Annotated in this window: 19 protein-coding genes; 4 read left to right on the top strand and 15 right to left on the bottom strand. The window is 69.7% G+C overall.

The window, feature by feature from the left end; translation table 11 throughout:
• Positions 1 to 420, bottom strand: a complete 420-nt coding sequence (locus KTN05_RS00990; RefSeq protein ID WP_217327494.1) for a SufE family protein — start codon at positions 418 to 420, stop codon at positions 1 to 3.
• 125 nt (positions 421 to 545) lie between these two features.
• Here KTN05_RS00990 and KTN05_RS00985 point away from each other — a divergent pair, with 125 nt between their 5' ends.
• Positions 546 to 1,076: a hypothetical protein gene (locus KTN05_RS00985; protein WP_217327493.1), complete on the top strand. Its 531-nt coding sequence runs from the start codon at positions 546 to 548 to the stop codon at positions 1,074 to 1,076.
• A 21-nt stretch (positions 1,077 to 1,097) separates the two neighbouring features.
• Here KTN05_RS00985 and KTN05_RS00980 read toward each other — a convergent pair whose 3' ends face one another.
• The 7 genes from KTN05_RS00980 to KTN05_RS00950 form a co-directional block, all read right to left on the bottom strand.
• Positions 1,098 to 1,679: a GNAT family N-acetyltransferase gene (locus KTN05_RS00980; protein ID WP_217327492.1), complete on the bottom strand. Its 582-nt coding sequence runs from the start codon at positions 1,677 to 1,679 to the stop codon at positions 1,098 to 1,100.
• A 108-nt stretch (positions 1,680 to 1,787) separates the two neighbouring features.
• Positions 1,788 to 2,057: a 50S ribosomal protein L27 gene (rpmA, locus tag KTN05_RS00975; protein ID WP_217327491.1), complete on the bottom strand. Its 270-nt coding sequence runs from the start codon at positions 2,055 to 2,057 to the stop codon at positions 1,788 to 1,790.
• Between the two features lie 3 nt (positions 2,058 to 2,060).
• Entirely contained in the window at positions 2,061 to 2,459 is a 399-nt protein-coding gene (gene rplU, locus KTN05_RS00970) for a 50S ribosomal protein L21 (RefSeq protein WP_217327490.1), read from the bottom strand.
• Positions 2,460 to 2,651: 192 nt separating this feature from the next.
• Complete coding sequence (locus KTN05_RS00965; protein WP_217327489.1) at positions 2,652 to 4,466, bottom strand: ABC-F family ATP-binding cassette domain-containing protein; 1,815 nt, start codon at positions 4,464 to 4,466, stop codon at positions 2,652 to 2,654.
• 8 nt (positions 4,467 to 4,474) lie between these two features.
• Positions 4,475 to 5,548: a diguanylate cyclase gene (locus KTN05_RS00960; RefSeq protein ID WP_217327488.1), complete on the bottom strand. Its 1,074-nt coding sequence runs from the start codon at positions 5,546 to 5,548 to the stop codon at positions 4,475 to 4,477.
• Positions 5,545 to 6,126: a heme NO-binding domain-containing protein gene (locus KTN05_RS00955; RefSeq protein WP_217327487.1), complete on the bottom strand. Its 582-nt coding sequence runs from the start codon at positions 6,124 to 6,126 to the stop codon at positions 5,545 to 5,547. Before KTN05_RS00955 ends, KTN05_RS00960 begins: the two co-directional genes overlap by 4 nt.
• 48 nt (positions 6,127 to 6,174) lie before the next feature.
• On the bottom strand, positions 6,175 to 6,459 hold the full coding sequence (locus KTN05_RS00950; protein WP_217327486.1) for a DUF3572 family protein: 285 nt from the start codon (positions 6,457 to 6,459) through the stop codon (positions 6,175 to 6,177).
• Positions 6,460 to 6,534: 75 nt separating this feature from the next.
• Here KTN05_RS00950 and KTN05_RS00945 point away from each other — a divergent pair, with 75 nt between their 5' ends.
• The 3 genes from KTN05_RS00945 (at position 6,535) to KTN05_RS00935 (ending at position 9,273) form a co-directional block, all read left to right on the top strand.
• On the top strand, positions 6,535 to 7,971 hold the full coding sequence (locus KTN05_RS00945; protein WP_217327485.1) for a diguanylate cyclase domain-containing protein: 1,437 nt from the start codon (positions 6,535 to 6,537) through the stop codon (positions 7,969 to 7,971).
• Positions 7,972 to 8,131: 160 nt separating this feature from the next.
• A complete protein-coding gene (locus KTN05_RS00940) occupies positions 8,132 to 8,590 on the top strand; it encodes a DUF983 domain-containing protein (RefSeq protein ID WP_254367876.1) in 459 nt (152 codons plus the stop codon).
• Positions 8,587 to 9,273, top strand: coding sequence for an NUDIX domain-containing protein (locus KTN05_RS00935; RefSeq protein WP_217327484.1), 687 nt, complete (start codon positions 8,587 to 8,589; stop codon positions 9,271 to 9,273). The genes KTN05_RS00940 and KTN05_RS00935 overlap by 4 nt, the downstream gene beginning before the upstream one ends.
• A gap of 6 nt (positions 9,274 to 9,279) precedes the next feature.
• Here the strand turns inward: KTN05_RS00935 and KTN05_RS00930 are convergent, their stop codons facing one another.
• The 7 genes from KTN05_RS00930 to KTN05_RS00900 all read right to left on the bottom strand — a co-directional run bounded on the left by KTN05_RS00930 (position 9,280) and on the right by KTN05_RS00900 (position 17,744).
• A complete protein-coding gene (locus KTN05_RS00930) occupies positions 9,280 to 9,741 on the bottom strand; it encodes a cytochrome c-type biogenesis protein (RefSeq protein ID WP_217327483.1) in 462 nt (153 codons plus the stop codon).
• Entirely contained in the window at positions 9,738 to 11,696 is a 1,959-nt protein-coding gene (locus tag KTN05_RS00925; RefSeq protein WP_217327482.1) for a heme lyase CcmF/NrfE family subunit, read from the bottom strand. Before KTN05_RS00925 ends, KTN05_RS00930 begins: the two co-directional genes overlap by 4 nt.
• Positions 11,697 to 11,805: 109 nt before the next feature.
• Positions 11,806 to 12,300, bottom strand: coding sequence for a holin family protein (locus KTN05_RS00920; RefSeq protein ID WP_217327481.1), 495 nt, complete (start codon positions 12,298 to 12,300; stop codon positions 11,806 to 11,808).
• A complete protein-coding gene (locus tag KTN05_RS00915; protein ID WP_217327480.1) occupies positions 12,291 to 12,902 on the bottom strand; it encodes a holin-associated N-acetylmuramidase in 612 nt (203 codons plus the stop codon). Before KTN05_RS00915 ends, KTN05_RS00920 begins: the two co-directional genes overlap by 10 nt.
• 81 nt (positions 12,903 to 12,983) lie before the next feature.
• Positions 12,984 to 13,433 (bottom strand): cytochrome c maturation protein CcmE, encoded by a 450-nt coding sequence (gene ccmE, locus KTN05_RS00910; protein WP_217327479.1) that lies wholly within the window; start codon positions 13,431 to 13,433, stop codon positions 12,984 to 12,986.
• Between the two features lie 18 nt (positions 13,434 to 13,451).
• Complete coding sequence (locus tag KTN05_RS00905) at positions 13,452 to 14,264, bottom strand: glutamate racemase (RefSeq protein ID WP_217327597.1); 813 nt, start codon at positions 14,262 to 14,264, stop codon at positions 13,452 to 13,454.
• 75 nt (positions 14,265 to 14,339) lie between these two features.
• Positions 14,340 to 17,744, bottom strand: a complete 3,405-nt coding sequence (locus tag KTN05_RS00900; RefSeq protein ID WP_217327478.1) for an indolepyruvate ferredoxin oxidoreductase family protein — start codon at positions 17,742 to 17,744, stop codon at positions 14,340 to 14,342.
• Positions 17,745 to 17,754 lie beyond the last annotated feature (10 nt).

Below are 17,754 nucleotides of genomic sequence, written 5' to 3'. Positions count from 1 at the left end.
CTACCCCTCGGCAGCTGCTGCGGCGGCGTGGCCGCGCAGCCGCTCGACCATTGAGCGCAGGCCGTTCGAGCGCTGCGCCGACAGATGTTCCTGCAGGTTCAGCCGCGCAAGCTCGGCGGTGGCGTCCACCTGCGCCGCCGCCTCCACCGGCAGCCCGGCGTAAAGCTGGTGCAGCACGGCGATCAGCCCGCGCACGATCAGCGCGTCGCTGTCGCCCTGAAAATCGAAGCGTCCGTCCCTGACCTGCGGCTGGATCCACACCTGGCTCGCGCAGCCCTCGACCTTGGTCGCCGGCACCTTCAGCGCCGGGTCCATCGGCGGCATCGCCTTGCCCAGTTCGATGACGTGGCGATAGCGATCCTCCCAGTCGTCGAGAAAGGCGAAATCGTCGGCGAGAGCTTCGAAAGCGGGCGTGGCCATGGGCGTTCCTTTGCATCTTGGGCCAGAGACTTAATCATCCCGGCGGCAATGGTCAAAGCGCCCCCTTTCGGGATGCGGCCCGATCGCCTATCACCGCAGGCAACGATGTTCCGAGGGCCGACATGATGACCGATCCCAGCCGCCGCCTTCCGATCCCGCGCGCCCGCACGCTGCTGACGCTGGCTTGCGCCGCCGCCCTGCTGGCCGGATGCGGTCGCGGCGACAGCAGCTGGAACCCGCTGCGCTGGGGCAGCGGTCAGCGCAGCGCCCCGAGCACGCTGGACCCCGCCGGCGGCTATGTCCGCGACGAAGCCCGGCCGCCGGTCGCGCAGGTGCTTTCCGCGCGGTGGGAGCCGCTCGTCGAAGGCCGCCTGCTGGTCGTCGAGGGGATTGCGCCGACGAAGGGCTGGTGGAACGCGGAACTGGTCAGCAATACCCAGCAGCCGACCGGAAAGATGCTGCCCGACCCAGATGGGGTGCTGCGACTGCGGCTGCTGGCCGTCCCGCCGCGGCCCGGATCGCCCGACGCAATCCGGGCGGCCCAGCCGGTCGCGGACACGATCACCGCGGCGCTGACGCTCAGCACGGCCGAGTTGCGCCGCATCGACGCGGTCGAGATCACCGGGGCGGCGAACGCCATCGCCCTTCGGCGATAGCGCCAGTCTGATCGCGCCGGATCAGCGCATCTGGCGCAGATAGGTCCAGGTCGGCACGCGGGCACCCCGCGCCACCGACCAGCTTTCGGCGTCGCCCAGATACTCGAACCCGCAATTGGTCAGCACCTTGGCCGAGCCGGGATTGTCCTGGAACGCCTCGGCGAACAGGGTGCGGGCGTTGTGCGGATTGGCCGCGACCAGCGCCTGCACCGCCTCGGTCGCGAAGCCGGTATTCCAGAAGCCGGCGCCGATCCAGAAGCCCAGCTCCGACTGCTCATCCTCCAGCCGGGTCAGCGAGACGACGCCCAAAAGCTCGCACTGGTCGGAGCCGGTGGCGTCGATAGCCCAGACATCCTCGACGCGGTCGGCCGAGATCGCGCGTTCCACATAGCCCTGCGCCGCGCCGGGGGGCAGAGGGTGGGGAATGGCGCGCGTCCCCTCGGCCAGGCGCCGGTCCGAGGTGTAATGCTGGATCAGCCCGGCATCCGACGCGCGCAGCGGTCGCAGCGTGAAGCGGCCGGCGGCGATGGTCGGCTGGTCGAGATTCGCCTCGGGAGTGGCGTTGAGCGGGGCCGCGTGGCGGGCCAGCGCGAGATCGGACATCTTGGATCCTTGGATGAACGGTCGGATTGGAGCATGCCGCGCGGGAAGACATGCAAAGGGGGACCGGCGGTCCGCCGATCCCCCTTGCCTCGATTCGTCAGGCGCGGATTACTCGGCGGCCTCGGCCTGGGGCAGCACCGAGATGAAGGTGCGGCCTTTCAGGCCCTTCTTGAAGGTCACGCGGCCTTCGGACAGGGCGAACAGCGTGTGGTCGCGGCCCATCCCGACGTTCTCGCCCGGCCACCACTGGGTGCCGCGCTGACGCACGATGATGTTGCCGGCGACAGCTGCCTGGCCGCCGAACAGCTTGACGCCAAGGCGGCGGCCGGCGGAGTCGCGGCCGTTACGGGACGAGCCGCCTGCTTTCTTGTGTGCCATGGATCAGGCCTCCTGAACTTCGGTGGTGGCGGCTTGGTGCTGCGCGATGCGGGCGCGGCGGGCCCCCTGCGCGAGCTTGACATCCGACGAATCGGCGCCGGTTTCCAGCAGGTCGGTGACGCGCAGCAGCGTCAGTTGCTGGCGATGGCCGCGGGTCCGCTGCGACGAATGCTTGCGGCGGCGCTTGTGGAAGGTGATGACCTTGTCGGCCTTGATGGTGTCGATGACCTCGGCCACCACGCCGGCGCCGGAAACCAGCGGCGCGCCGATGGTGCTGCCGATCATCAGGATCTCGTTGAACTGGATCTTGTCGCCGGCTTCGGCGTCAAGCTTCTCGACGCGCAGCACATCACCGGCCTGAACCCGGTACTGCTTGCCGCCCGTCTTGAGGACTGCGAACATCGTGTCTTCTTTCGTCTGTCGCGCCCTGCGGCCCCCGGTCGAACCGGATGTTCCGGGCAAACGCCCGCCTTCGGACAGCGCACCCCTTGCGCGGGATGGTGTTGAAATGAACGTAAGGCCAAGGACATCGCCCCCGGCCTGACCCGCCGTATATGGCGGAACGGCCGGCCCAAGTCAACGGCGAAGGCGTGCTCAGCCCTCGTCCCGCTCGGCCAGGGCGAGCCACTCCTCCTCGGCCGAGGCCAGCGCCTGCTGACGCTCGGCCAGCGCCTCGCTGGCCTTGGCGAAGCGCTGCGGGGCCGAGGCGTAAAGCTCGGGGTTGGCAAGAAACTCGTTCAGCCTGGCGATCTCCGCCTCCAGCCGGGCGATCTCGGCGGGGAGGTTCTCAAGCCGGTGCCGCTCGGTGAAGCTGAGCTTCGAGGGCCGCGTTCTGGGTGCCGGGCTTTCAGAGGCAGGCTTCACGGGCGCGGCCTTTTCGGGCACGGCCTCGGCCGCCGCTTCCCCCCGCTGCGCGAGATAGTCGCTCCACCCGCCGGCATAGATCACCGCGCGGCCGTCGCCTTCCATCGCGACCGTGGTATCCGCCACGCGGTCGATGAAGTCGCGGTCGTGGCTGACCAGCAGCACCGTGCCGTCATAGTCGCCGAGGATGTCCTGCAGCAGGTCCAGCGTCTCGATGTCCAGATCGTTCGTCGGCTCGTCCAGCACCAGCAGGTTCGAGGGCCGCGCCATGATCCGCGCCAGCAGCAGCCGCGCCTTCTCGCCGCCCGAAAGGCTGCCGACCGGCGCCCGCATCTGCGCGTCGTCGAACAGGAAGTCCTTGAGGTAGCCGACGACATGCCGGGGCTGACCGCGCACCATGACCTGATCGGCGCGGCCGCTGACCCGCATCTCGGGATCGCCGGTCATCGCCTCCCACAGCGACACCTCGCCGTCGATGGCAGAGCGGGCCTGATCGAAGACGGCGATCTCCAGATTGGTGCCGTGGGCCACGCTGCCGGTGTCGGGCGGGATTTCCCCCGTCAGCATCTTGATCAGCGTCGTCTTGCCGGCGCCGTTCGGGCCGACGAAGGCGATCCGGTCGCCGCGCGCCACCCGCAGGTCGAAGGGCCGCAGGATGACCCGCTCGCCGAACGACTTGGAGATCCCCTTCGCCTCGATCACCCGCTTGCCCGACTGGGTGCCCACGTCCAGCGCCATCGCCGCCGTGCCCTGCCGGCGGATCTGGGACGCCCGCTCCTGCCGCAGCGCGGCGAGCGCCCGCACCCGGCCCTGGTTGCGCTTGCGCCGGGCGCTGATCCCCTCGACCGCCCAGCGGGCCTCGGCCTTGATCTTGCGGTCGAGCTTGTGCCGCGCCTCGTCCTCGGCCGCCCAGGTCGCCTCGCGCCAGTCCTCGAACGCCGCGAAGCCCTTTTCCTGCCGCCGCACCTCGCCCCGGTCGATCCACAGCGTGGCGCGGGTCAGGTTGCGCAGGAAGGCGCGGTCGTGGCTGATGAGAACGAAGGCGGCGCGGGTGTCCGCAAGCTGGCGTTCCAGCCAGCCGATCGCCTCGATATCCAGATGGTTGGTCGGCTCGTCGAGCAGCATCAGCTCGGGCGCCTGCGCCAGCAGCCGCGCCAGCGCCGACCGCCGCCGCTCCCCGCCCGAAGCCGTGGCGACGGGGCGGTCGGGATCGAACTTCAGTCCTTCGGCGGCCATCTCGACCCGGTATTCCTCGCCCGGCTGAAGCCCGGCGGCCGCGAACTCGCCCAGGGTGGCGAAGCCCGAAAGGTCAGGATCCTGCTCCATATAGCCGACATGGATGCCGGCGGGCGTCACCACCTCGCCCCGGTCCGGCTCGGCCAGTCCGGCCATGACCTTCATCAGCGTGGATTTTCCCGAGCCGTTGCGCCCGACCAGCGCGACGCGGTCGCCCTGCTGGACAGTCAGCGACAGCCCGTCGAACACGGGATTGCCGCCGAAGGTCAGAAACACATCGGTGAGTTGAAGAAGCGGAGCGCGTGCCATGCCGCGCCCTACCCCGCCCCCGCCCGCCCGTCAACGCGTGCGGCATCCCGGCGCTGACCCCCGCAGACCGCATCCGCGAGCATCACCCGGCCCCGTCCGGCCGCCTTGGCCGCGTAGAGCGCGCGGTCCGCGTCGTCCAGCATCCGTTCAAGATCGGCCGCGCCGTAGCCGGTGGATACCGCCACGCCGAGGCTTGCCGAGATCCTGCAGGCGCAGCCCTCCAGCATCACCGGCTGCTCGATTCGCTCGACGATCCGGCGGCCGAGGCACAGGAGCCGGTCGGGCTCGACCAGTCCGGGCAGGATCAGCAGGAACTCGTCGCCGCCCATCCGCGCCACGGTGTCCCCGGCGCGGGTGATGTTGCGCAGCTTGAGCGCCGTCGCCCGCAGCATGTCGTCGCCCGCCGCGTGCCCGTGCCGGTCGTTGATGTCCTTGAAGAGATCAAGGTCCAGCTGGACCGCCGCGAAGGGCACCCCCGGCCCGTCATCGACGGGAAACGCCAGCCGCGCGGCCCGGTCCAGCGCCACCTGCGCGCCGCGCCGGTTGCGCACGCCGGTCAGCGGATCGGTGAACGCCTCGACCTCGGCCGCCTGCCGCGCCTCCTCCAGCCGCAGGTTCGAGCGGGAAAGCTCGGCCAGCATGGCGCCGTTCCCCTCGTGCAGGAACAGCATCTCCATGGCGAGCTCGGCGGCCGCGAAATCCCGGTCGGTCAGGGCGAACTCCCTGACTGCATCCGCCAGCCCGATGCCGAATCCGAGATTGAGCAGCATGGCCCCATCCGGCAGCCTCAGAACGTCGCCGCGAAGGGTAAAGTTCGGGCGGGATCGCAGCCGCAGGAAGATGCGCCCCCCGGCCGGCAGATCCCCTGCTTGACCGGCGCGCGCGGGACGGAGTTCCTCGAACGCTTCCGCGAAGCTTCGGGCCGGGCCGATCAGCTTGCGCATCGTGGCGCCGACCCGGACCAGCCCGCCCGCCGGGTCCAGCAGCGCCGCCATCGTCAGGATACGGCAGAGATCGGCGGCCGGAACGCTTGCTGCCGTGCGGACCGAAGCCGGCGTCGGAATTTCCGCGGACGCGGTCATACCATGTCCCCTTCCGCCTCTTGCGCTGCAACCAGGGCAAAGCTGCGGCCTTCGGCAAATTCCCGTTCCGGCACCTCCACCGTGATCGTCCACCCGCGCCGCGAGATCAGCGCGAGCGCGCCGAAATCATCCGCCATCTGCCGCAGCAGCCCGGCCAGCACGCAGGTCCACAGCCAGTGTCCGTCCAGAACGCGCACCCGGAAGCGCTCGGGCCCTTCGTCGATGACACGCAAGGCCGGCAAACCGAGACCCGGCACCACCATCTCGGCCCGGCCCGGAAGCTGGTCGATCGAGGCCAGGAACTCGGCATAGTCGCGCCCGCCGAAGCGCAGCAGCCTGCGGATGGATTCGCACTGCGCCAGCCAGCCGCCGGCATCCTCCGCCAGATCGACCAGCCGCACGCCGATCCGCGCGGCCGCACGCGTCGCCAGCTGGCCGGTCATGGCCTCCGGCTGGGTGCGCCAGGAATGGAATCCGCGCGGATCGGCGGCGCAGTCGCCCGCCACCTCGCGCCACAGCGCCTCGCCATAGCGCGCCCGCAGGAATTCCTCGATGAAGCGATTGATGAGGCCGTGCATGACTCGTCTCCTTGCGGAGCTGTCTGGCACCAAAACCTGAAGAAACGGTCAACGCCGTCCGAAATCGACCGCGCCGGCTTCGAGCGCGGCGCGCGCATGGGCGATCCGCTCGGGCCGCATCCCGGCGGCCCCGGCAAAGGCCAGCAGGCGGTCGTCGCTCTCGCACATGAAATCCAGCAGCGCCGCCGCGAAATCGGGCCGGCTGGCCGCATCCCGCAGGTCCTGCGGCCGCAGCCCGCTGGTCGCGAGCAGGGCCGCGAGAAGCTCCGGGTCTTCCGCCAGATGCAGGATCGCCGCGTCCGCGAGGGTGGAGATTTCGGCTGTGGTGACCATGCGGCTCCCGGAAACGGTTTGTTAAGCTTTGCCGGTCAGAATGAAAGCGTCGGACGTCGAAGTAAAGGAAAGCGCATGGGCGATTGCATCCTCATTCTGGATGGGGCGGCCACGAACCGGATCACCATGAAGGTGCGGCTGGCCAGTGCCTGCCACGAGGTGGTGACGGCGCGCACGCTCGACGACGCGCTGACGGCGCTGCGCCGCATCACGCCGCAGATGATTCTGGTGGGCGGCGCGGCGGGCGACATGTCGGTGGTGCTCTGCTGTGCGCGGCTGGCGGCGGAGACGCTGGGCGAGGTGCCGATCATCGCCATCACCGATCCGCAGGACCGGGTGCGCGCGCTGCGGGCGGGCGCTGCGGCGGCCCTGGACCGCCCCGTGGATGAGCCGGTGCTGCTGGCGCGCATCCGCAGCCTTCTGCGCGATTCGCCGGCGTTCCTGCCTTCGGCGGGCCCGGCCATCGCTGGCTCTCCGCAGGTGCCGGGCATGGCCGAAAGTGCGGCAAGCTTTGCGGGACCGCGCCGGATCACCGCAGCGCCCGAGATCGCGGGCGCCCGCGTGACGGTGGTGGGCGAGCCGGGGGCCGGCGCCATGGCCTGGCGGCGCGCGATCCGCAACCACGCGGATCTTGCGGTGCGCTTCTGCGACCGCGACCGCGCGCTGGCCGAGGCGGCGCAGGGCGAGGCGGCCGATCTCTACCTCATCTCCGGCGGGCGCGGCGGCGCGGGCGCGGGTCTGCAGCTGATGTCCGAACTGCGCTCGCGCCCCGCCTCACGGCAGGCGTCCTTCGTCGTGCTGCTGCCGGCGGACCGGCCCGAACTCACCGCCATGGCGCTGGATCTCGGCGCGAACGACGTGCTGCCAGACGCGCTCGCGGATGCGGCTATGGAGGAGGAGGCGGCGCTGCGCCTCGCGACGCAGCTGCGCCGCAAGCTGGCCGCCGATCGCTGCCGGCTGGATGCGGCGCGCGACCAGCAATGGGCCTGGTCCGATCCGCTGACCGACCTTCCAAACCGGCGTCACTTCCTGGCCCGGATGGCGGAGATCGGGGCCAGCACGGCACCGGGATTAGGGCCGGTGATCGTCGCGATGGACATCGACCGGTTCAAGCGGGTCAACGACCGCTATGGCCACGGCGCCGGCGACGCGGTGCTGCGGGCGGTGGCGGGGCGGATGCGGGCGGTGCTGCCGCCCGGCGCCTTCCTCGCCCGCACGGGAGGGGAGGAGTTCGTCGCCGTCCTGCCCGATGCCGACGCCGCGGAGGGCTGCGCCCTGGCGGAGCGGCTGCGCGAGGCCGTCGGATGCCATCCCGTGGCCGTCCCCGAGGACACGGATGGCGGCCTTCTGCGTGTCACGCTCTCGGCGGGGATCGCCGTGGACGATGCGGGACTTTGCTCGACTGCCGCCGGGGTGGAGCTGCTGCTGGCCCGCGCGGACAAGGCGATGATGCACGCCAAGCTGCTGGGCCGCGACCGCGCCGTCCGGCACGGGGCCACAGCCGCGGCGTGAGATGAGGCAGGCGAGTAGCGGGCCCGGTGCTGGCGGGCGGCGAGTGGGATGAAGCCTGTGCGGGCGCGGCCAGCCGAGCCCGCGTCCCCTTTGCCTTCCAACTGCCCCGCGTCATCGGTATAGATCGCACAGGCGACCCCTCCGGCCGAAAGGATCTCCGATGAACGCCACTTCGCAACCGCTTCCGGCTGCCCTGCCCGACCGCAGCATTCAGGCAGATACCGCGGCGCATGTCACGAGCGCGAGCGATCGCAACATCGTCGCCGGGATGATGCGCGGCGCGCGCGGCCGTTGCCCCGCATGCGGCGATGCCCCGCTGTTCAGCGGCTTTCTGAAGGTCCGGTCCGAATGCTCCGGCTGCGGTGAGGATCTGTCCGGGCAACGCGCCGATGATGGCCCGGCCTATCTCACGATCCTGATCGTCTCGCACCTCGTCGGGCCGCTGCTGATGATCGTCTACATGGCCTGGCGCCCCTCGCCGCTATCGATGGTTGCGGGGTTCTGCGTCGGCGCGACCGTGCTGTCGCTGCTGCTCCTGCCGCGGATCAAGGGCGGGCTGGTCGGCTTCCAGTGGGCCAAGCGGATGCACGGCTTCGGGAACGGAGAGCCGCGGCTGTGATCGATCGCACCGCGATCCGGGACGCCGCCAGCGTTCTCGTGATCGACCGCCGGGCGAAAGGCGGACCGGCGGTGCTGATGGGAATGCGCGGCGCGGGGGCGGCGTTCATGCCGTCTAAATACGTCTTTCCGGGCGGCGCGGTCGATCCGGGCGATGCGCTGATCGAATGCGCCGCGCCCGACCCCACGTGCCTTGGCCGGCTCGACGCGCATCTGCGCGCCGAAAGCGGCGCGCGCGGCCCCGCGATCGCCGCCGCCGCCCTGCGCGAATTGGCCGAGGAAACCGGCCTTCTGGTCGGAGAGCCGGGCCGGGCCGCGCGCAACTGGCCCGAATACGAGCGCGCCGGGATGACCCCCGACCCATCCGCGCTGATCTATGTCTTCCGCGCCATCACTCCGCCGGGCCGCCCGCGCCGGTTCGACGCGCGATTCTTCATGATCGACGCGGTCAACATCGCGGGCGACATCCACGACTTCGGCAACGCCTCGGACGAACTGTCGCATCTGCACTGGGTGGGTCTCAGCGAGGCGCGGCGGCTCAACCTGCCCTTCATCACCGAGGTCGTGCTGGCCGAGGTGCAGGCGCTGATCGCCACCGCGCGGGGCGGGCCGCTGCGCCCGCCGGACAGCGTTCCGTTCTTCGACAACGCGACGGATACCCCCGGCTTCCGCCAGATCGCCTGAAGCGCCTCAGTCCCCGTCGCCCTGCATGATCCGGTTCAGCCGGGCGCGTTCCTCGTCGCTCAGCTCGGGCGGTCCGGCAACCGCAGGCCGCTGGCGGACGAAGCGCCAGGCCAGCAGCAGCCCCAGCAGCGCCATCACCGGCCCGGCGAACCACAGGATCAGGTTGGCCCCGGTGGCGGGCGGGTCGAACAGGACGAACTCGCCGAAGCGGTCCGTGACCGCCGCGATCACCTCCCGGTCCGAATCGCCCGCCACCAGCCGCTCGCGGACGTAAAGCCGCAGGTCGCGGCTGATGGCCGCGTTCGATTCGTCGATATTCTCGCCCTGGCAGATCGGGCAGCGCAGATCCTGCGAGATGTCGCGCGCCCGCGATTCCAGCGCCGGATCGTCCAGCACCTCGTCAGGCTGGACGGCGAAGGCGGGGCCGGCCAGCAGCAGCGCCAGCAGAAGGCAGCGCAGCACCCTCATTCCGCGGGCACCGCGCGAGAGGGCGCGCGCCGCGCCGTGGCGGCCACCCGGTAACGGCGGTCGGTCAGGCTCAGCAGCCCGCCGAGCGCCATCAGCCCGCTGCCCAGCCAGATCCAGAACGCGAACGGCTTGACGTAGCTGCGCACCGCCCAGCTGCCATCCGCCTGCCGGTCTCCGATCACGAGATAGATGTCGCGGAAGAACCCGCTGGAGATCGCCGCCTCGGTCGTCGGCATCGCCTGCACCGGATAGACGCGCTTTTCGGGGCGCAGCAGCGCGACCTGCCGGCCGTTCCGTTCGACCAGCATCGTCGCCATCGTGGAGGTGTAGTTCGGCCCCTGCACCTCATCGACCGATTGCAGGGTGATGTCGTAGCCTGCGATCTCCATCTGCCCGCCGACCGGGGCGACGCGGATATCCTCGACCTGCCAGGCCATCAGCAGGCTGACGCCGATGAAGGTGACGCCCAGCCCCGCATGGGCGACGGCGCGGCCCCAGTCGGCGCGCGGCAGGCGGCGCAGGCGCCCGGCCGTGCGGCCCGCCCGCTGCCACAGATCGACGCCGGCACCGGCGATCATCCACGCGCCGAGCCCCGCGCCGATCACCGCCAGCGCCGAATTGCCGGTGGAGACCGCAAAGACCAGCGCAGCCACCGCCAGCGCGAGGATCAGCGCCGGGCGCATGACCTCGACCGCGCGGCCGATGCGCCCGCGTTTCCACGGCAGGACCGAGCCGATGGGCAGCGCGATGGCCAGCGCGACCATGAACGGCGTGAACGCCTTTTCGAAGAAGGGCGGGCCGACCGACAGTTTCCGGCCGGTCGTGAACTCGGCCACCAGCGGCCACATCGTGCCGACGAACACCACGAAGCAGGCGACGGCCAGCAGCAGGTTGTTGAGCAGCAGCGCCCCCTCGCGCGAGACGGGCGAGAACACCGCCTTCGTCGTCATCGACCCCGAGCGCGCCGCGAACAGCGTCAGCGCGCCGCCCACGAACAGGGCAAGGATGGCGAGGATGAACACGCCGCGCGTCGGATCGGCGGCGAAGCTGTGGACCGAGGTGATGACGCCCGAGCGGACGATGAACGTGCCGATCAGCGAGAAGCCGAAGGCCATGATCGCCAGCAGGATGGTCCACGCCTTCATCGTCTCTCGCTTTTCCACGACGATGGCGGAATGCAGCAGCGCACCGGCAAGCAGCCACGGCATGAAGGAGGCGTTCTCGACCGGATCCCAGAACCAGAACCCGCCCCAGCCAAGCTCGTAATAGGCCCACCACGACCCGAGCGCGATGCCGACCGTCAGGAACATCCACGCCGCCAGCGTCCACGGGCGGACCCAGCGGGCCCAGGCGGCATCGACCCGCCCCTCGATCAGCGCGGCGACGGCGAAGCTGAACGCCATGCTGAGGCCGACATAGCCGAGATAGAGGAACGGGGGATGGAACGCCAAACCGGGGTCCTGAAGCAGCGGGTTCAGGTCGCGCCCGTCGAAGGGCGGCACCTCCAGCCGGACGAAGGGGTTCGAGGTGAACAGGATGAAGGCCAGGAACGCCGCGCCGATCGCCGCCTGCACGGACAGCACCCGCGCCCGCAGACTGGGCGGCACGTTGTCGCCAAAGCTCGCGGCCGCCGCGCCGAACAGCGCGAGGATCAGCACCCACAGCAGCATCGAGCCTTCGTGGTTCCCCCAGACGCCGCTGATCTTGTAGATCATCGGCTTGGCGGAATGGCTGTTGTCATAGACCAGCGCGACCGAGAAATCCGAGGTCACGAACGCCACCGTCAGCGCCGCGAAGGCGATGCCGACCAGCCCGAACTGCGCGACGGCGGCAGGGCGCGCGCTGTCCATCCACGCCCCCCAGCCTTTCGCCGCCCCGACCATGGGGACGATCATCTGGAACAGCGCCACCGCGAGGGACAGCACCAGCGCGAAGTGACCCAGCTCGGCAATCATGCGAAAGACCCCTCGGGTTGAATTCCGAGGGGTAAGGATAGTGTGAGAGCCCGGCCGCGACCAGACCCAAGGGGCCGGGCAAATCGTCACGCCTTCGTTGGCTGCGCCCTTACTTGCCGGCCGCCCAGTCGCGCAGGGCGGCGTTGTCCGCGAAGTTGCCCCCCGTGGCCGCGGCGGCAGGCGCGGCAACCACCGTCCGCGGCGCGACGCGGCCACGGAAATAATGCGCCTCGCGCGCGCCGAAATAGAAGCTGACGATCGCCCCCATCAGCCACCAGAGCGGCTCGGGCACCAGCGCCAGCCCCTCCATTCGCAGCGCGAAGCTGGCGGGCTCGACCATCGCATAGACGAACAGGCCCATCGTCCCCAGCGTCAGCATGGGTCGCGGCAGCCGGTTCATCCCGTTCACCAATCCGTCGAACCAGGTCCCCCCGGCCGAGATGAACTCCTGCCCATGCTCGGCCATGGCGCGGGCATAGGCTTCCTCGTCCAGCTCCATCCGGCGGGTGGCGTTGGGGGTGAAGACCTCGGAAATCTGCCCCGCCGCGTTCCCGACCGCCGTGATGGTCGCGCCGGCGCCGAGGAAACGGTCGATCATGCCCATGCTGCGGTCCTCTTCTGATGCTCGGCGGCGCTGAGGTGATACTTGCGCGCGATGAACGCCTCGGCCCGCGTGATCCAGCCGCCCTTGCCGCCCGTCCGCGTGCGCGCGTATTTGCGGCTGGCGGGCCGCGCATCGGCCAGCGCATAGTAGTAGTTGCGCCGGGCGATCCCGTAGGCGTCCGCAAGGTGATGCGGCGCCGCCTGCGCGGCAGCCGCCACGGCGGAAATCGTCTGCGGGCCCACGATCCCGTCATCGGCGCAGGCATGGCCCATGCGGGCGACCAGCCGCTGCAGGATCTTCACCGCATTGGCGCCCGAGTTCACATACATGTCGAAGACGCTGGCCTGAACGCTCTCGGGCAGCTGGTCGAGGTGCGGCTTGCGAAAGTAATGCTCGACGAAGATGCGGGCCGCCTGCGCGCGGGTCAGCAGCTTCAGGTCGTCGGTTCCGGTCTTGCCGTCGCCGTTCATGTCCACCCCGAGCCGCCGCAGCGTCCCGATGGTCACGCCGTATTTCGTCGCCCCGCCCGGATCGTCCGGGTCGTTGACGAAGCCGCCTTCACGCGCGACGATTTCCGCCGCGATCTGATCTACTGTCTGCATCCCTGCCCCCCGGTATTCGACCGGGTGCAAGGGTGGTCGCAGGTGATTAACCGCCTGTTAACCAGACGGGCGTTGCGCCGGTCAGGAGGTCGGCTCCTGATAGACGCCCTGCTCCTTCAGCGAATCCATGACCTCGCGGGGCATGTAGTTCTCGTCATGCTTGGCCAGCAGCGAATCCGCCTCGAACACGCCCGCGCGGTAATACCCCTTGGCGATGGTGCCGGAGTTCTCGGTGAAGAGGTCCGGGCGCGGCTCGCCGCCGACATAGCGGACCGGGATCTCCTCGCCGCCGTCGGTCACCACGAAGTCGAAGGCCACCCCGTCGCGGTTCACGATCGAGCCTTCCTTCACCAGCCCGCCAAGCTGGAAATACTCGGCCGGATCGGGCGCCTGCTCCACCACCTGGGTGGGCGAGCGGTAGAGGTTGATCCCGTCGCGGAAGCCGTAGCCGATCAGCCCCGCCGACAGGGTGATCGCCACCGCAGCGGCGGCGATCAGCTGGATGCGGCGTGTTTTCTTGAGCGATTTCATCGTAAAACCTCGGACATCTCAGGCTGGTTCGAACTCGATGGGCCGGCGCAGGAACTGCGTCGCCTTGGACGCGACGCGGCCCGGATCGCCAGTCGTCAGATAGCGGGAGCGGGTGCCGGCGCCAGTGAAGCCGGGGCGGCGCTGCAGGTAATCCTCCAGGCTGGCGGCGACCAGATCGGCCTGCGAAAAGACCCTGACCTCGGGGCCGAGCGCCGCTTGGAACGCCCGCGCCATCAGCGGATAATGGGTGCAGCCGAGGATGGCGGCCTGCGGAAGCGGCATCCGGCGCTTGAGGGCCTCGACATGGGATTTCACCAGCGCCTCGGCCAGGATCTCGTCGCCATCCTCGATGGCGTCCACCACCCCGCCGCAGGGCTGCGCCTCGACATCGACGCCGATGGCGCGGAACGCCAGCTCGCGCTGAAAGGCCCGGCTGGCGACGGTGGCGGGCGTGGCGAACAGGGCGACGTGCTTGACCGCGACCTCGCGCGGCGGGCTGTTGTCGCCCCATTGCCGTTCGGTCAGCGCCTCGATCAGCGGGACGAACACGCCGAGAACGCGCTTGCCCTCGGGCAGCCACGTTTCCTGCATCCGCCGCAGCGCCGCCGCGCTGGCGGTGTTGCAGGCAAGGATCACGAGGTCGCAGCCTTCGTCCCACAGCCGTTCCACGGCGGCGCAGGTGAGGCGGTAGATGTCGTCGGCGGTGCGGACACCGTAGGGCGCGTGGGCGTTGTCGCCCAGATAGACCAGCGGCAGGTCCGGCATCCGGGCGGCGATGGCCTGATGCACCGTCAGACCGCCCAGCCCCGAATCGAACACCCCTACCGCCATCGCGCCGCCTTTCAACTTGTCCACATCATCTAGGCGAAGACGGCGGGAAATACCAACGGCGACAATGGCTCCGCGTCACTCCGCCGCGTGACGGACGGGGGTGCCGCCGGCGCGGATCGCCGCCAGCAGCGCGGTCCGGCGCGGCGCGGCTTCGTCGGCGGCCTTGTCCTTGATGAAGCCGTAGCCGCGCACCTCCAGCGGCAGTTCGGCCAGTTCGCGGATCAGGTCCATCGTGGCGGGGCCTGCCTCGGGCAGCACCTCGCGCATGTCGGCTTCGTACTCCGCGATCATCGCCCGCTCGCGCCGGCGCTCGGCGGTATAGCCGAAGACGTCCAGCGGCGTGCCGCGCAGGCCCTTCATGCCGGCGAGAACCTTGAACGCCCGGCCCATCCACGGCCCGAACTCGTGCTTCTTCGGCCGGCCGTCGCTGTCCCGGCCGGACAGGATCGGCGGGGCAAGGTTGTAGGTCAGCCGGACATCACCTTCGAACGCCGCCGCGACCCGCTCGGCGGTGTCGAGATGCAGCCGCGCGACTTCGTATTCGTCCTTGTAGGCCAGCAGCTTGTAATAGCCCTTCGCGACGCTTTCCTTCAGCTCGGCCGGGGCCAGCGCCACGAGGTCGAGGAAGCGGCGCTTCAACGCCTCGCCCTGATAATCCACCAATCGCGCGGCGCGGTAGGCGACGGGATCGACCGGCAGTTGCGTCGGAGCCTCGGGCCCGGCGATCTCATCAGGGTGCAGCACCGCCCAGCGGCCGATCTGGAAGGCGCGCTGGTTCTCCGCGACCTTCGCGCCGTTCAACTCGATCGCCTTCAGGATCGCGTCCTCGGTCAGCGGGATCAGCCCCTGCTGGAATGCCGCGCCCATCACCAGCATGTTGGAATAGATCGAATCGCCCAGCATCCGCTCGGCCAGCTTCGAGGCGTCGAAGAACGCCACGCGATCCCCCAGCCGCGCCTGAAGCGACAGCTTCAGCCGGTCGGCGGGCACGCGGAAATCGCGGTTGCGGGTGAACTCGCCGGTGATGATCTCGTGCTCGTTCACCACCGCGCCGGTGCGGCCCTTGGTCATCAGGCCGAGGGTCCGGGCGCCCGCGCTCACCACCAGATCGCCGCCGATCAGGCAGTCCGCCTCGCCCACCGCGACGCGGATGGCGCTGATATCCTCGGGCCGTTCGGCCAGGCGCAGGTGGATATGGACCGCGCCGCCCTTCTGGGCGAGGCCGGCCATCTCCATCATCCCGGCCCCCTTGCCGTCGATCTGCGCCGCCTGCGCCAGCACCGCGCCGATGGTCACGACGCCGGTGCCGCCGACGCCGGTGATGACGATGTTGTGGGTGCCGTCAATCGCCGGCAGCTGCGGCGCGGGCAGCGGCGGAAGCTCGAACGCCTCGGCCTTCGGACGGCGGGGGCGGCCGCCCTCAACGGTGACGAAGCTGGGGCAGAAACCCTTGAGGCAGCTGTAATCCTTGTTGCAGGACGACTGGTCGATGGCCCGCTTGCGGCCGAGTTCGGTATCCACCGGCACGACCGAGACGCAGTTCGACTGCACCGAGCAGTCGCCGCAGCCCTCGCAGACATCCGTGTTGATGAACACGCGCCGGTAGGGGTCGGGGAACGAGCCCTTCTTGCGGCGGCGGCGTTTTTCGGCGGCGCAGGTCTGGATATAGACGATGGCGGTGACGCCCGGCATCTCGGCCAGTTCGCGCTGCACCTCCATCAGGCCCTCGCGTTCGGCAAAGCGCAGGCCGGCGGGAAACAGGCTGCGGTCCACCGCTTCCTTCTCGTCATGGACGACGACGACCGGCACCTCCAGCGCCTGCAACTCGCGCACGATCTGCTGCGCCGTCAGCCCGCCCTCGTTCGGCTGACCGCCGGTCATGGCGACCGCGTCGTTGAACAGGATCTTGTAGGTGATGTTGGTGCCCGCCGCCTTGGCCGCGCGGATCGCAAGACTGCCGGAGTGGTTGTAGGTGCCGTCGCCAAGGTTCTGGAATACATGCGGCCGTTTGGAAAACGGCGCCTCGCCGATCCAGTTCGCGCCCTCGCCGCCCATCTGGGTGAAGCCCGAGGTCTCGCGGTCCATCCACTGCACCATGTAGTGACAGCCGATCCCCGCATAGGCGCGACTGCCCTCGGGCACCTTGGTCGAGCTGTTATGCGGACAGCCCGAGCAGAACCATGGCGTCCGCACCGCGATTTCCGAGGCGTTGTCGGCCCGGCGCGTTTCGGCGATCCGCGCCATCGCCGCCTCGATCCGGTCGGTGCGGCGGCCTTCCTCGATCAGGATGTCGCCCAGACGCTGCGCGATCAGCACCGGGTCCAGCGCATAGCGGGTCGGGAACAGCTCGACCCGGCGTCCATGTTCCCAGCTGTCGCCCTTGTGCCAGCCATAGACGCGGCGGCCGCGGCGGTCGTCGAAGATCGCCTCCTTGACCTGCACCTCGATCAGCTTGCGCTTTTCCTCGACCACCACGATCAGGTCGAGCCCCTCGGCCCATTCGTGGAAGCTTTCCACGTCGAGCGGCCAGGTCTGGCCGATCTTGTAGGTGGTGATGCCCAGCCGCTCGGCCTCGGCCTCGTCCAGCCCCAGCAGCGACAGGGCATGGACCACGTCGAGCCAGTTCTTGCCCGCCGCGCAGATGCCGATCTTCGCGCCCGGCTTGCCCCAGACGCGGCGGTCGATGCGGTTCGCGCGGGCGAAGGCCTCGGCCGCGAAGCGCTTGTAGTCGATCATCCGCGCTTCCTGCGCGACCGGCGTGTCGCCAAGGCGGATGTTCAACCCGCCCTCGGGCATCGCGAAATCGGCCGGGGTCACGAAGCTGAGGCGCAGCGGGTCCCCATCGACCACGCTCGTCGCCTCGACCGTGTCCTTCATCGTCTTGAGCCCCGTCCAGACCCCGGCAAAGCGGCTCAGCGCAAAGCCGTAAAGGCCGAAATCCATGATCTCCTGCACACCGGCCGGCGACAGCACGGGGATATAGGCGTCCACCATCGCCCAGTCGGACTGGTGCAGCACGGTCGAGGATTCGCCCGTATGGTCGTCGCCCATCGCCATGACGACGCCGCCATGCTTCGACGACCCGGCCATGTTGGCGTGGCGCATCACGTCGCCGGTGCGGTCCACCCCCGGCCCCTTGCCATACCACAGCGCGAAGACGCCGTCGTATTTCCCCTCGCCGCGCAGTTCGGCCTGCTGGCTGCCCCAGATCGCGGTCGCGGCCAGATCCTCGTTCAGCCCCGGCTGGAACCGGATATTCGCGGGCTCCAGCAGTTTTTGCGACTTCATCATCTGAAGATCGACATTGCCGAGCGGAGAGCCGCGATACCCCGTCACCAGCCCCGCCGTGTCCAGCCCCGCCGCCCTGTCGCGGGCGGCCTGCATCAGCATCAGCCGCACCAGCGCCTGCGTGCCGTTGAGCAGGACGTGGCGCTTGCTCAGGTCGAATCGATCGGTAAGGGAAATATCCTGAACGCTCACCTTGCTTCCT

Source organism: Paracoccus sp. Z118, from assembly GCF_019061185.1.
Lineage (GTDB): Bacteria > Pseudomonadota > Alphaproteobacteria > Rhodobacterales > Rhodobacteraceae > Paracoccus.
This window is presented reverse-complemented; position numbering and strand designations above follow the sequence as displayed.